The 13,612-nt window shown below is 69.0% G+C and carries 15 protein-coding genes; 11 read left to right on the forward strand and 4 right to left on the reverse strand.

The window, feature by feature from the left end:
- The first annotated feature begins 22 nt into the window (after positions 1 to 22).
- From AC5Y4H_RS17680 to AC5Y4H_RS17690, 3 genes are read left to right on the forward strand one after another with little or no spacing between them, the layout of a single operon-like run.
- On the forward strand, positions 23 to 421 hold the full coding sequence (locus tag AC5Y4H_RS17680; RefSeq protein WP_499983569.1) for a DUF4189 domain-containing protein: 399 nt from the start codon (positions 23 to 25) through the stop codon (positions 419 to 421).
- A gap of 38 nt (positions 422 to 459) precedes the next feature.
- Positions 460 to 3,486, forward strand: coding sequence for an acyl-CoA synthetase (locus tag AC5Y4H_RS17685; protein WP_499983570.1), 3,027 nt, complete (start codon positions 460 to 462; stop codon positions 3,484 to 3,486).
- Positions 3,483 to 3,698 carry a Trm112 family protein gene (locus AC5Y4H_RS17690; RefSeq protein ID WP_499983571.1) on the forward strand — a complete coding sequence of 72 codons (216 nt, stop codon included), beginning with the start codon at positions 3,483 to 3,485 and terminating at the stop codon, positions 3,696 to 3,698. Before AC5Y4H_RS17685 ends, AC5Y4H_RS17690 begins: the two co-directional genes overlap by 4 nt.
- On the opposite strand, the gene AC5Y4H_RS17695 is transcribed toward AC5Y4H_RS17690, so the two are convergent.
- From AC5Y4H_RS17695 to AC5Y4H_RS17710, 4 genes are all read right to left on the reverse strand, one after another.
- A complete protein-coding gene (locus tag AC5Y4H_RS17695; protein WP_499983573.1) occupies positions 3,664 to 4,287 on the reverse strand; it encodes a TetR/AcrR family transcriptional regulator in 624 nt (207 codons plus the stop codon). The genes AC5Y4H_RS17690 and AC5Y4H_RS17695 overlap by 35 nt on opposite strands.
- Before the next feature lie 55 nt (positions 4,288 to 4,342).
- Positions 4,343 to 5,161: an ABC transporter permease gene (locus AC5Y4H_RS17700; protein WP_499983574.1), complete on the reverse strand. Its 819-nt coding sequence runs from the start codon at positions 5,159 to 5,161 to the stop codon at positions 4,343 to 4,345.
- The gene (locus AC5Y4H_RS17705) at positions 5,095 to 5,859 is read right to left on the reverse strand and encodes an ABC transporter ATP-binding protein (RefSeq protein WP_499983575.1); all 765 of its coding nucleotides are present in this window, start codon (positions 5,857 to 5,859) and stop codon (positions 5,095 to 5,097) included. Before AC5Y4H_RS17705 ends, AC5Y4H_RS17700 begins: the two co-directional genes overlap by 67 nt.
- 120 nt (positions 5,860 to 5,979) lie before the next feature.
- Complete coding sequence (locus AC5Y4H_RS17710) at positions 5,980 to 7,257, reverse strand: ammonium transporter (RefSeq protein WP_499983576.1); 1,278 nt, start codon at positions 7,255 to 7,257, stop codon at positions 5,980 to 5,982.
- A 110-nt stretch (positions 7,258 to 7,367) separates the two neighbouring features.
- Here AC5Y4H_RS17710 and AC5Y4H_RS17715 point away from each other — a divergent pair, with 110 nt between their 5' ends.
- The 8 genes from AC5Y4H_RS17715 (at position 7,368) to AC5Y4H_RS17750 (ending at position 13,594) form a co-directional block, all read left to right on the forward strand.
- Positions 7,368 to 8,012 (forward strand): DNA-3-methyladenine glycosylase, encoded by a 645-nt coding sequence (locus AC5Y4H_RS17715; protein ID WP_499983577.1) that lies wholly within the window; start codon positions 7,368 to 7,370, stop codon positions 8,010 to 8,012.
- A gap of 33 nt (positions 8,013 to 8,045) precedes the next feature.
- The gene (gene tyrS / locus AC5Y4H_RS17720) at positions 8,046 to 9,317 is read left to right on the forward strand and encodes a tyrosine--tRNA ligase (protein WP_499983579.1); all 1,272 of its coding nucleotides are present in this window, start codon (positions 8,046 to 8,048) and stop codon (positions 9,315 to 9,317) included.
- A gap of 107 nt (positions 9,318 to 9,424) precedes the next feature.
- Complete coding sequence (locus AC5Y4H_RS17725) at positions 9,425 to 9,787, forward strand: DUF732 domain-containing protein (protein WP_499983580.1); 363 nt, start codon at positions 9,425 to 9,427, stop codon at positions 9,785 to 9,787.
- 28 nt (positions 9,788 to 9,815) lie between these two features.
- Entirely contained in the window at positions 9,816 to 10,616 is an 801-nt protein-coding gene (locus AC5Y4H_RS17730) for a tetratricopeptide repeat protein (protein WP_499983581.1), read from the forward strand.
- Positions 10,616 to 11,641: an HAD-IIA family hydrolase gene (locus AC5Y4H_RS17735; RefSeq protein ID WP_499983583.1), complete on the forward strand. Its 1,026-nt coding sequence runs from the start codon at positions 10,616 to 10,618 to the stop codon at positions 11,639 to 11,641. Before AC5Y4H_RS17730 ends, AC5Y4H_RS17735 begins: the two co-directional genes overlap by 1 nt.
- A gap of 23 nt (positions 11,642 to 11,664) precedes the next feature.
- Positions 11,665 to 11,850, forward strand: coding sequence for a hypothetical protein (locus tag AC5Y4H_RS17740; protein ID WP_499983584.1), 186 nt, complete (start codon positions 11,665 to 11,667; stop codon positions 11,848 to 11,850).
- A gap of 8 nt (positions 11,851 to 11,858) precedes the next feature.
- The gene (locus AC5Y4H_RS17745; RefSeq protein ID WP_499983585.1) at positions 11,859 to 12,668 is read left to right on the forward strand and encodes a TlyA family RNA methyltransferase; all 810 of its coding nucleotides are present in this window, start codon (positions 11,859 to 11,861) and stop codon (positions 12,666 to 12,668) included.
- Positions 12,665 to 13,594 (forward strand): NAD kinase, encoded by a 930-nt coding sequence (locus tag AC5Y4H_RS17750; RefSeq protein WP_499983586.1) that lies wholly within the window; start codon positions 12,665 to 12,667, stop codon positions 13,592 to 13,594. The genes AC5Y4H_RS17745 and AC5Y4H_RS17750 overlap by 4 nt, the downstream gene beginning before the upstream one ends.
- Positions 13,595 to 13,612 lie beyond the last annotated feature (18 nt).

Consider the following 13,612-nt stretch of genomic DNA (forward strand, 5'->3'; position numbering starts at 1 on the left):
TGATCAACGATGGGTCAAAACCATGAGGAACCTTGCGCTGCCCGCAGTCACCGGACTCGTCGCCGCTGCCGTCCCAATACTGGTTGCGCCGCACGCCGCCGCGGACATCTCCCTGTACTGCAGGCCGGGATGCTGGGGCGCGATCGCGGCGTCGCTGTCCACCGGAGAGGAAGCAATCCGGCTCAACTACACGACTCAGCAAAAGGCGGAGGACGCGGCCGTCTTGTGGTGCGACGTCATCGGCAAGACGAACGACTGCCAGTTGCTCACCTCGGGGCTGGGCTGCCTCTCGATCGCGGAGAGCAACGACGGGAAGACGCTCGCGGCGCGACAGGCTTTCAGCCAAGACGCCGCCGATGCCGCGGCCCTCGACGGCGCCGGACCAGGGTCGACCATCGATCTCAACGGGTGCAGCGGTTGACGCCCAATTAGGGAACCACTGCCCTTCTAGCTGGCCTGATGTGCCATGATGTCCAAGCTGTCAAGACTCAGGGAGCAGCAGTGGATCTCAATTTTTCGATGGTCACACGACCGGTCGAGCGGCTGATCGCTACAGCGCAGAACGGGCTGGAAGTCTTGCGACTGGGCGGCTTGGAAACCGGTAGTGTCCCGTCGCCGTCGCAGATCGTCGAGAGCGTGCCGATGTACAAGCTCCGGCGATACTTCCCACCGGACAGCCGGGGCGGCCAGTCTCCCGTCGGACCGCCGGTGCTGATGGTGCACCCGATGATGATGTCCGCGAACATGTGGGACGTCACGCGGGACGAGGGAGCCGTGGGAATCCTGCACGCCCACGGGCTTGACCCCTGGGTCATCGACTTCGGCGAACCCGACAAGGTCGAGGGCGGCATGCGCCGCACCCTGGCCGACCACATCGTGGCGCTCAGTCAGGCGATCGACACGGTCCGGGACACCACCGGCGGCGACATCCATCTGGTCGGCTATTCGCAGGGTGGCATGTGGTGCTACCAGGTCGCCGCCTACCGGCGTTCGAAGAGCCTGGCCAGCATCGTCACTTTCGGTTCACCGGTGGACACCCTGGCCGCGCTGCCCATGGGTATTCCGGCTAACTTCGCCGCGCCCGCCGCCAACTTCATGGCGGACCACGTCTTCAGCCGGCTGGCCATCCCGAGCTGGATGGCGCGGACCGGCTTCCAGATGCTCGACCCGCTCAAGACCGCCAAGGCGCGCGTCGACTTCGTGCGCCAGCTGCACGACCGGGAGGCGCTGCTCCCGCGCGAGCAACAGCGCCGCTTCCTCGAGCGCGAAGGCTGGATCGCGTGGTCGGGCCCGGCGATCTCCGAACTGCTCAAGCAATTCATTGCCCACAACCGGATGATGACCGGCGGCTTCGCGGTCAACGGCCAAATGGTCACGCTCACCGACATCACCTGCCCGGTGCTGGCCTTCGTCGGCGAAGTCGACGACATCGGGCAACCGGCGTCGGTGCGCGGTATCCGGCGCGCTGCGCCGGACGCCGAAGTGTACGAATCCACCATCCGCACGGGTCATTTCGGATTGGTTGTCGGATCCAAGGCGGCACAACAGAGTTGGCCGACCGTGGCCGAATGGGTGAAGTGGCTGTCCATCGGCGGCGACAAACCCGACAGCATCGACCTGATGGCCGATCAGCCCGAGGAGCACACCGACAGCGGCGTCGCGTTGAGCTCGCGGGTCGCGCACGGAGTCGGTGAAGTCTCCGAGGCGGCGCTGGGGCTGGTGCGGGGAGCGGCCACCACGGTCGTCGCGGCCAACAAGTCGGTGCGCACCCTGGCCGTCGAGACGGCCCGCACCATCCCGCGACTGGTCCGGCTGGGCCAGATCAACGACCACACCCGGATCTCGCTGGGCCGCATCATCGAAGAACAGGCCCACGACGCGCCCCAGGGCGAATTCCTGTTGTTCGACGGTCGCGTGCACACCTACGACGCGGTGAACCGGCGCGTGAACAACGTCGTCCGCGGCCTGATCGAGGTCGGGGTGCGACAGGGGGACCGGGTCGGGGTGCTGATGGAGACCCGGCCCAGCGCGCTCGTGGCGATCGCCGCGCTGTCCCGGCTCGGTGCCATCGCGGTGGTGATGCGGGCCGACGCCGACCTGGCGGCCTCCGTGCGGCTCGGGGGAGTGACCGAGCTCCTCACCGACCCCGCCAACCTCGACGCGGTGCGCGGGTCCGACCGCCAGGGCTTGCGGCAGGTGCTGGTCCTCGGCGGCGGGGAGTCGCGCGATCTGCACCTGCCCGACGATTCCGACGTCATCGACATGGAGCAGATCGACCCGGACGCCGTCGAGCTGCCCGGGTGGTACCGCCCCAACCCGGGTCTGGCCCGAGATCTGGCGTTCATCGCGTTCAGCGCGGCGGGCGGCGAGCTGGTGGCCAAGCAGATCACCAACTACCGCTGGGCGGTGTCCGCCTTCGGTACCGCCTCGACGGCCGCCCTGGACCGTCGCGACACCGTCTACTGCCTGACCCCACTGCACCACGAGTCGGCGCTGCTGGTCAGCCTCGGCGGCGCGGTGGTCGGCGGCACCCGCATCGCGCTGTCGCGCGGCCTGGACCGGGACCGATTCGTCCAGGAGGTGCGCCAATACGGCGTCACCGTGGTGTCCTACACCTGGGCCATGCTCCGGGAGATCGTCGACGATCCCGCGTTCGTACTGCAGGGCAATCACCCGGTGCGGCTGTTCATCGGTTCCGGCATGCCGACCGGCCTGTGGGGGCGCGTCGTCGAGGCGTTCGCGCCCGCGCACGTCGTCGAGTTCTTCGCCACCACCGACGGGCATGCGGTGCTGGCCAACGTGTCCGGCGCCAAGATCGGCAGCAAGGGCCGCCCGCTGCCGGGCGCCGGACGAATCGAGTTGGGCGCCTACGACGTCGAGCACGACCTGATCCTGGAGAACGAGCGCGGCTTCGTGCAGGTCGCGGAGCCCAACCAGGTCGGCGTCCTGCTCGCAGCGTCCAACGGCCCGGTCGATCCGAGCGCTTCGGTCAAGCGCGGCGTTTTCGCCGCCGGCGACACCTGGATCTCGACCGAGTATTTGTTCTACCGCGACGACGACGGCGACTTCTGGCTGGCGGGCCGGCGCGGCTCGGTGGTGCGCACCGCGCGGGGCCTGGTCTTCGCCGAGCCGGTCACCGACGCGCTGGGTTGCCTCAACGGCGTCGACCTCGCGGTGACCTACAACGTTCCGGTGGGCGATCACGAGGTGGCGGCGTCGGCGGTCACGCTGTTGCCGGGTGCCTCCATCACCGCGGCCGACCTGACCGAGGCCTTCGCCAAGCTTCCGATCGGCCTGGGGCCAGACATCGTGTGTGTGGTGCCGGAGATGAACCTGAGCGCGACGTTCCGGCCCACCGTCAGTGCCCTGCGCGCGGCCGGCATCCCGAAGGCCGGGCGTCAGGTCTGGTACTTCGACGCCGACGCCAACGAGTACCGCCGCCTGACCAGCGGGGCTCGTTCCGAGCTGAGTGGAGCGCATTCATGATCGACGATGCACTGCTGAGCATCTTGGTGTGTCCGGACGACCGGGGGCCGCTGGTGCTGGTCGGGTCCGAACTGCTCTACAACCCGCGGTTGCGGCGCGCCTACCGCATCGAGGACGGCATCCCGGTGTTGCTCATCGACGAGGCCCGCGACGTCGGCGACGAGGAGCACGCCAGGCTCATGGCACAAGGCCGTCCGGCAGCTCCCCGGTGAGGTAGCGCTGCAGGTTCGGCGCGATGGTCGCCGCGACCTGTTCGGCCGGCAGCGACGCGAACGGCTCGATCCCCACGATGTAGCGCGCCATCACGACGCCCATCAGTTGGGATGCGACGAATTGGGCACGAATCCTGCCCGTCCCCGGGGGATTGTCGACGCGGGAGCCCACCTCTTCGACGACGATCTCCTGCAGAAACGAACGCGCCAGGGTCACGTCCGCTCCGGTGAGCAGGCCCCGCAGCGTCGCGATCAAACCGGAGCCCATCTCCGAATCCCAAATCGGTAACAGCACCGACGGCAGCCGCAACCCAAGCTCGTCGAGCGGCGTCTCCCGCATCGGCACCAGCACGGTCATCGGATCGATCGGCAGATGGATCGCGGCGGCGAACAGTTGCTGCTTGGTGCCGAAATAGTGATGCACCAACGCGGAATCCACTCCCGCAGCCGCCGCCACCGCGCGAATCGATGTCCGGTCGATGCCGTTGCGGGCAAACAGTTCTCGCGCGCTGGCCAGGATGCGGTCCCGGGTGTCAGAAGTACCGGCCGGCCGGCCGGGGCGTCGTCGCCGGGCGTTGGCGGTCGTCACCAAAACCCTCCGTGGCGACCCGCTGCGCCCGGCTGCGCCGCGCTTGCGATCGCCACTACGGCGTCCGGCGCCGCAAGGTCGCCGCGGCCAGGCACAGCGCCGCGAACGCGGAAGCCGCCACCACGACGATGTCGCGTACCGCGACACCGGTCAGTTCGGTATGCGAGCTCACCTGCTGCAGGGCCTCCAGCGCATAGCTCGCCGGCATGACGTTGCTGATCCATTGCAGCCAGTCTGGCATCATCGCTCGCGGCACGATGATGCCGGCCAGCAGCAGCTGTGGCACCATCACCAGTGGGATGAACTGCACCGCCTGAAACTCGGTGCGCGCGAACGCGCTACACAGCAGGCCCAGACCCACACCCAGCACCGCGTTGACGATCGCGATCACGAAAACCCAATACCAGCTCCCCGCGGTGTCGAAGCCCAGCAGCCAGAACGACACGATGCACGCCAGCGTCGCTTGTGCGGCCGCCGCGATCGAGAAGGCGCTGCCGTAGGCGATCAGCAGATCGAGCCGGCGCAAGGGAGTGGTCAGAATGCGCTCCAACGTCCCCGAGGCCCGTTCGCGCTGCATGGTGATCGCCGTGATGATGAACATCACGAACAGCGGGAAGAGCCCGAGCAGGATCAGGCAGGCGTTGTTGAACGGCGAAGGTGTGCCCGGGAGGTGCCGGGCGTTGTGGAACATGAAGTACATCAACGTGATAACCAGGATCGGCACCGCGAGGATCATCGCGACACTTCGGTGATCGGCGACTAGCTGACGCAGGATCCGCGTCGTGGTGGCGGTATAGCCGTTGAGCCCTAACCGGCTTGGTGCACCATGCTCCGCTTGATGATGGACAGAAACGCGTCCTCCAGTGACGTGCATCCGGTGTCCTCTCGTAGTTGGGTCGGTGTGGTGTGAGCGACCAAGTTCCCGTCGCGCATCAGCAACAGGTCTTTGCAGTGATCGGCCTCGTCCATCACATGGCTGGAGACCAACAAGGTGGTTCCGGCGCGGGCCAGCTGGGCGAACTGCTCCCACAGGTCCGCCCGCAACACCGGGTCCAGCCCAACGGTGGGTTCGTCGAGCACCAGCAGATCGGGCTGGCAGACCAGCGCGCATGCCAGCGAAACCCTGGTGCGCTGACCGCCGGAGAGGTTGGCGCACAACGCTGTCCGGTGATCGGTCAAGCCGACGCGGTCGATGGCCGCATCGGCGGCCCGGCCGTCGAAGCCGTACAGCGCCGCGAAGTAGCGGACGTTGTCGACGATCCGCAGGTCGTTGTAGATGGTCGGGTCCTGCGGCAGGTATCCGACGCGGCGACGCAACTCGGGGGAGCCGGCCGGTTTGCCGAGAACCGTGACCGTGCCCGACGCGACGATCTGCGTGCCGACGATGCATCGGATCAGCGTGGTCTTGCCGCAGCCGGAGGGGCCCAGCAGGCCGGTGATGCTGCCCCTGGCGATCTGCACCGAAAAGTCGTGCAGGGCTGGGCGTTTCCCGCGGATCACCCGCAGATGGGTGATGTCGACGGCCGCCGCGGAGCCAGTCGGGATTAATTCATCACGAGATGAAATCATCATGTGATGAATATGCGCCTTGCGGGCGACGCTGTCAAGACCCGGCTCGCGCCGGCGCCGGGAAACCAGAGAATCGCCGTGTGGTCAGGTCACGGCGGATAAGGGGCGCTGGGTGCCGGCCGTCTAGTTGAAGCGTTCGCCGGTGGCCGGGCGGCGCTGCGGCAGGTGGCCGTGCACGCCCTCGGCATAGGCGGTTTCGGCGTGCTGCGTGAGGTCGACACCGGTGGTCTCGTCTTCGGCGCTGACCCGGAAACCGATCAGCCGGTCGATGAGCTTCCCCAACACGAACGTCATGGAGAACGCGTAGAGCGCGACCACCCCGATCGCCAGCGCCTGCTTGCCCAGTTGGCCGAAGCCGCCCCCGTAGAACAGGCCCTGCGGGCCCGCCGTCATGACCGCCGTCGCGAACAGGCCGATCAACGACACCCCGACCACGCCGCCGACGAAGTGCACGCCGACCACGTCGAGCGAATCGTCGTAGTTGAAGCGCAATTTCGCGCCCACCGCGAACGCGCACACGATGCCGGCCGCCAGTCCGACGACCGTCGCGCCGAGCGTGTTGACCGTGCCGCAGGACGGGGTGATGGCGACCAGGCCGGCGACCACACCTGAGGCCGCGCCGAAGGTGGTGGGCCGGCCGTCGCGGATCTGTTCTACCGAGAGCCAACCGAGCATGCCCAGGCACCCGGCCACCAAGGTGTTGAGGAAGATCGCCGCGGCAGTTCCGTTGGCGGCCAAGGCGGAACCGGCGTTGAAGCCGAACCAGCCGAACCACAGCAGCCCCACGCCGACGAACAGTAACGGCAGGTTGTGCGGCCGCATGGCGTCCTTCTTGAAGCCGATGCGCGGTCCGAGCACCAGCGCCAGCGCCAGCGCAGAGGACCCGGAGACGATTTCGACGACGAGACCGCCGGCATAGTCCAGGACACCCAGCTTGGCCAGCCAGCCGCCGGGCCCCCATACCCAGTGCGCGACAATCGAATACACCGCGATCGTCCACACCGGGACGAAGACCATCCAGGCGGCGAACTTGGCGCGGTCGGCGATGGCGCCGCTGACCAGGGCTGCGGTGATGATCGCGAACGTCAGCTGGAACGTGGCGTAGAGCAGCTCGGGAACTGCACCGTGGACGGTGCCGGGGGTGATGCCGAGCATGCCGAAGTGCCTGAGGTTGCCGGCGAGTCCGCTTGCCCCATCCTCGGAGAACGCGATGGTGTAGCCGACCAGCAGCCACGCCACCGTCACCAGCGGTATGGAGATGAAGCTCATCATGATCATGTTGAGCACACCGGTGGTCCGGACCATGCCTCCGTAGAAGATCGCCAGGCCGGGGGTCATCAGCAAAACGAGTGCGGTGCTGGCCAGCAGCCATGCCGTGGCGGCGGGATCGATCGCATGCATGAGGTGGGCTCCTTCTCGCGGCCCCCGGGGTCACGGGACACCGGGATACTGTCACGTTCGGCCTGCCGGTAGGTTCGTTGGGTTCAAGAAAAGAGGATTCAGGATCTGATGTGGCCGAGGCTCGAGAACACTGTCGCGAAGGGACGGCTGCGGCGCAGCTGTTAGTCGACCCGGTCGAGGCCGCGCGCCGCTTATTGGGCGCCACCCTCACCGCGCGGGGTGTGAGCGGGATCGTCGTCGAGGTCGAGGCCTATGGGGGAGTCCCCGACGGCCCCTGGCCCGACGCCGCAGCGCACTCGTACAAGGGCTTACGCGCCCGCAACTTCGTGATGTTCGGGCCCCCCGGGCGGCTGTACACCTACCGCAGCCACGGCATCCACGTCTGCGCCAACGTCTCCTGCGGACCGGACGGCACCGCCGCCGCGGTCTTGCTGCGCGCCGCGGCCATCGAGGACGGCACCGACGTCGCGCGCACCCGGCGTGGCGAGTTGGTGCACACCGCCGCCCTGGCGCGCGGTCCGGGCAACCTGTGCTCTGCCATGGGAATCACCATGGACGACAACGGCATTGACCTCTTCGCGCGCAACGGTCCGGTGACCCTCGAACTGCACGAACCGCTGACCGCGACGTCCGGCCCGCGGGTCGGCGTCAGCCAGGCCGCCGACCGGCCATGGCGGCTATGGCTTCTTGGGCGTCCGGAGGTTTCGGCGTATCGCCGCAGCCCTCGCGCGCCGGCGCCGGGCGCCAGCGACTAGCCGAACAGTTCTCGGGTGGAAGGATCTTGGATCATGGGCGACATGATCATCGACGAGTTGGGCTGGCGCGGCCTGATCGCGCAGTCGACCGACCTCGATGCGCTGACCGCCGAAGCCCGGCGCGGGCCGATGACGGTGTACGCCGGTTTCGACCCCACCGCGCCCAGCCTCCACGCCGGACACCTCGTGCCCCTGCTGGCGTTGCGCCGGTTCCAGCGGGCCGGCCATCGTCCGATCGTGCTCGCCGGAGGCGCCACCGGCATGATCGGTGACCCCCGTGACGTCGGCGAGCGCACCCTCAACGAGGCGGACACCGTCGCCGAGTGGACCGAGCGGATCGGCGGTCAGCTGCAACGATTCGTCGACTTCGACGAGTCACCGACAGGCGCCGTCGTCGTCAACAACCTGGACTGGACCAGGCCCATGTCGGCGATCGAGTTTCTCCGCGACGTCGGCAAGCACTTCTCGGTCAACGTCATGCTGGACCGCGACACCGTCCGCCGGCGTCTCGAGGGCGACGGCATCTCGTACACCGAGTTCAGCTACATGCTGTTGCAGGCCAACGACTACGTCGAGCTGCACCGGCGCTACGGCTGCACCCTGCAGATCGGCGGCTCCGATCAGTGGGGCAACATCATCGCCGGCGTCCGGTTGGTGCGCCAGCAGCTGAGCGCCTCGGTCCACGCGCTGACGGTCCCGCTGGTGACCGCCGCCGACGGCACCAAGTTCGGCAAGTCCACCGGGGGCGGCAGCCTGTGGCTCGACCCGGCGCTGACCACGCCCTACGCCTGGTACCAGTACTTCTTCAACACCGCCGACGCGGACGTGATCCGGTACCTGCGCTGGTTCACGTTTTTGACGGCCGACGAGCTCGGCGAGCTGGAGCAGGCGACGGCCGAGCGCCCTCAGCAGCGTGCCGCCCAGCGGCGCCTGGCGCGCGAACTGACCGTGCTGGTGCACGGCGAGGCGGCCACGGATGCCGTCGAGCACGCCAGCCGGGCGCTGTTCGGGCAGGGCGAACTGTACCGTCTGGACGAGGCCACGCTGGCGGCGGCGCTGCGCGAAACCTCGGTCGCCGAGCTCAAACCCGGTGGACCTGACGGGATCGTCGACCTCCTGGTCGCCAGCGGCCTGTCCGAGAGCAAGAAGGCCGCGCGCCGCACCATCGGTGAGGGCGGCGTGTCGGTAAACAACGTGCGCATCGACAACGAGGAATGGGCGCCGCAGCCGTCGGACTTCCTGCACGGCAAATGGCTGGTGCTGCGCCGCGGCAAACGCACCGTCGCGGGGGTCGAAAAGCTCTAGCCGGGCTAGCCCGTCCTGGGCCCCGACCGCGTGCGCAAAACGCGTGCGTGCACAATCTTTACCTCACCGTGTCATTGACGTGACCATCGGGGACCACTGTTGTCACGGTGCTTTTCGCCACGCGTGTGCGGTTGACCGTCCTGCCGATCCTTGGGGTGATCACCGGCCTGGTGGCACTGGCCGCGACGCTGTCGGCACCGATTCGCGCCGACATGGTGGGCAACGCGTTCCTGGCCGCGCTGACGAATGCCGGGATCTCCTATACCCAGCCGACCGGCACCACGGCGATGGGACAGTCGGTGTGCCCGATGCTGTTCGAGCCCGGCGGTTCGTTCGACGAGGTGGCCGCCAAGATGGCCCAAGGCAGCGGAATGTCGTACGAGACGGCGGGCCGGTTCACCATCGTCGCGATCGCGACCTACTGCCCGGCGCTCATCGCGCCGCTGCTGGGTAACCGGCCGCAAAGTTAGTCGGCGGGCTGCCCGTATTCTCGGCTGCGTGGTCGACGACAGGCAAAGGCACCGCGGCGAACGACGGGCGCGGCCGGCCTCCAACGGCTGGTCGGGCCCGGGCCGTGCGCGCCCGGCCCAGCCGCAGGGCACCGGGCGCCGGGAGGCCCCACCCGACCGCGCATCGCAGGACGGCCCGCCGATACCGCCCGGAGTGGAAGCCAAACAGCTGGCGCCCGAGATCCGCCGCGAGCTCAGCACGCTGGATCGCGCCACCGCGGACGCCGTCGCGCGCCACCTGGTGGCCGCGGGCGAGCTGCTCGACGAAGACCCGGAGGCCGCGTTGCGCCACGCCCGGGCGGCGCGCGCCCGGTCCAGCCGGATCGCCACCATTCGGGAAGCGGTCGGCATCGCCGCCTACCACTGCGGCGACTGGGCACAGGCGCTCGCCGAATTGCGCGCGGCCCGCAGGATGGGCAGCAAGTCCGCGCTGCTGGCCCTGATGGCCGATTGCGAACGCGGGCTTGGCCGTCCGGAGCGGGCGATCGAGCTCGCACGCGGACCGGAGGCCGCCGAGCTCAGCGGGGACGACGCCGACGAGTTGCGCATCGTCGCCGCCGGGGCGCGCGCGGATCTAGGCCAGCTCGAGCAGGCGCTCACCATGTTGTCTACGCCGCAGCTGGACCCGGCCCGCACCGGCACGACGGCCGCGCGGCTGTTCTACGCGTATGCGGACACCCTGCTGGCGCTCGGTCGCGGCGACGAGGCGCTGCAGTGGTTCCTGCACTCGGCGGCCGCCGACGTCGACGGCGTCACCGACGCCGAAGATCGGGTCAGTGAACTCGGCTGATGACGGGGCAGAATCACACCGAAACCCTTGCGCAGCAATATGACTGCCTGCTGATCGATCTGGACGGTACGTTGTTTCGCGGCCGTCGGCCGACCGAGGGCGCGGTGCAGACGCTGGCCGAGGTCCGCAGCCGCGCCTACTTCGTCACCAACAACGCATCGCGCAGCGCCGACGAGGTCGCCGCACACCTGACGGAACTGGGCTTCACCGCCATCGCCGACGACGTCGCCACCAGTGCCCAAAGCGCGGCGCGGCTGCTGGCCGACCAGCTGGCGCCGGGCTCGCCGGTACTGATTGTGGGCACCGAGGCCCTGGCCGACGAGATCACGGCGGTCGGACTGCGGGCGGTGCGCAGTTACGACGACGGCCCCGCCGCGGTCGTGCAGGGACTGTCACAAACCATCGGGTGGCCGGAGCTGGCCGAGGCCGCGCTGGCGATCCGGGACGGCGCGTTGTGGGTGGCGTCCAACGTCGACCTGACGCTGCCCACCGAACGCGGGCTGCTGCCGGGCAACGGGTCGTTCGTGGCCGCGCTGCGGGCGGCCACCGGCGGCGAGCCGCAGGTCGCGGGCAAGCCGGCGCCCGGACTGCTGCGGGATGCCGCGGCCCGCGGCGACTTTCGCGCCCCGTTGGTGATCGGGGACCGGCTCGACACCGACATCGAGGGCGCCAACGCCGCCGAGCTGCCCAGCCTCATGGTGCTCACCGGGGTCAATTCCGCACGGGATGCGGTTTTCGCCAAGCCCGCCCAGCGACCCACCTATATCGGGCACGACCTGCGCTCACTGCACACCGACGCCGGGCGGCTCGCGGTCGGGCCGCAGCCCGGCTGGCGGGTCGACGTCGCGGACACGGCGATCACCGTCCGTAGCGGCCAGGCGGACGACGACGATGACCTGTCGATCGTTCGCGCGGTTGCCGCCGCGGTGTACGCGCGCCCCGACTCCGCCGAGGTGCGCATCGAGGGCGCCGACGACCGGGCCCGCGGCGCGCTGCAACGCTGGTCTTTGGTGCACAGCGACTGACGGATGACTAGCGTAGGAACGCGATGACTATCGATCCCGATGAGATTCGCGCTGAAATCGACGGCCTGCTCGCGCGGCTGCCCCAACCCGGGGACGGCGAAAACCCGGACAAGGTGCCGTCGCTCGAGGAGCTCGAGGAAATAGCACGCCGCCTGTCCGAGGCGCACGACGTGCTGCTGGCCGCGCTGGAGTCGGCGGAGAAGGGCTGAGTGCGCGGATGTCTCGACGGGCCCGCGTTGACGCCGAGCTGGTCCGGCGCGGACTTGCCCGGTCCCGCCAGCAGGCGGCCGAGCTGATCGGGGCGGGGAAGGTCTGCATCGACGGGATGCCGGCGCGCAAGCCGGGCACCGCCGTCGCCATCACCGCGGCCCTGACCGTCGCCGAGGACGGCGAACGCGGCTGGGTGTCGCGCGGGGCGCACAAACTCATCGGGGCGCTGGACGCCTTTGACATCTCGGTCGCGGGCCGTCGCTGCCTGGACGCCGGCGCGTCGACGGGTGGCTTCACCGAAGTCCTGCTCGATCGCGGGGCCACCCAGGTGGTGGCCGTCGACGTGGGCTACGGCCAGCTGGCCTGGTCGCTGCGCAGCGACGTCCGGGTGGTCGTCGTCGAACGCACGAACGTCCGCGACCTCACGCCGGAAGCGATCGGCGGACGGGCTGACCTCGTGGTGGCTGACCTGTCGTTCATTTCGCTGTCCACGGTTTTGCCGGCGCTGGCTGGATGTGCCGCACCGAACGCGGATATCGTTCCCATGGTGAAGCCGCAGTTTGAGGTGGGCAGGGGCCTGGTCGGCGCAGGCGGAGTGGTGCACGACCCCGGCCTGCGCGCCGACGCCGTGCTGGCGGTCGCCGGTCGCGCGGGCGAGCTGGGCTGGCACACCGTCGACGTCGCCGCCAGCCCGCTGCCGGGACCGTCGGGCAATGTCGAGTACTTCCTGCGGCTGCGCGCCCAGACCGATCGCCCGCTCACCGGCGACGGCCTGGTGACGGCGGTGCGGCGCGCGGTGGAAAGCGGGCCACAGTGAACGGAAACGCGACACGCACCGTGTTGATGGTGGCCCACACCGGCCGGGACGAGGCCGCCGAGACCGCACGGCGCGTGCAGAAGGTGCTGAGCGACAACGGGATCGAGCTTCGTGTGTTGTCCGCCGAGGCCGTCGACAAGGGGCCGATGCACCTGGCCCCCGACGACATGCGCGCCCTGGGTATCGAGATCGAGGTGGTCAACGCCGACCCGCAGGCGGCCGAGGGCTGCGAACTGGTGCTGGCCCTGGGCGGCGACGGCACGTTCCTGCGGGCCGCCGAGCTGGCCCGCAACGCCAACATTCCGGTGCTCGGCGTCAACCTGGGGCGCATCGGATTCATGGCCGAGGCCGAGGCCGAGGCCATCGACCAGGTGCTGGATCATGTTGTCGCACAGGATTATCGGGTAGAGAACCGGTTGACGCTCGACGTGATGGTGCGCCACGGCGGCGACGTCTCGGTACACGGTTGGGCGCTGAACGAGGTAAGCCTGGAGAAGGGTCCCCGGCTGGGCGTGCTCGGGGTTGTCCTCGAAATCGACGGGCGCCCGGTGTCGGCGTTCGGCTGTGACGGCGTGCTGGTGTCGACGCCCACCGGATCCACCGCGTACGCGTTCTCCGCCGGCGGACCGGTGTTGTGGCCGGACCTCGAGGCAATCCTGGTGGTTCCCAACAACGCTCACGCTCTGTTCGGCCGCCCCATGGTCACCAGCCCGGACGCCACCATCGCGATCGAGATCGAGGCCGACGGACATGACGCCCTGGTGTTCTGCGACGGTCGCCGCGAAATGTTGGTCCCGGCGGGCAGCCGGCTGGAGGTAAGGCGTTGTGACACACCGGTGAAATGGGCCCGGCTGGACAGCGCGCCGTTCACCGACCGGCTGGTTCGCAAATTCCGGTTGCCGGTGACCGGGTGGCGCGGGAACTGACGGCCTTAACAGCGGGGC

This window comes from Mycobacterium sp. NGS58 (assembly GCF_059812385.1).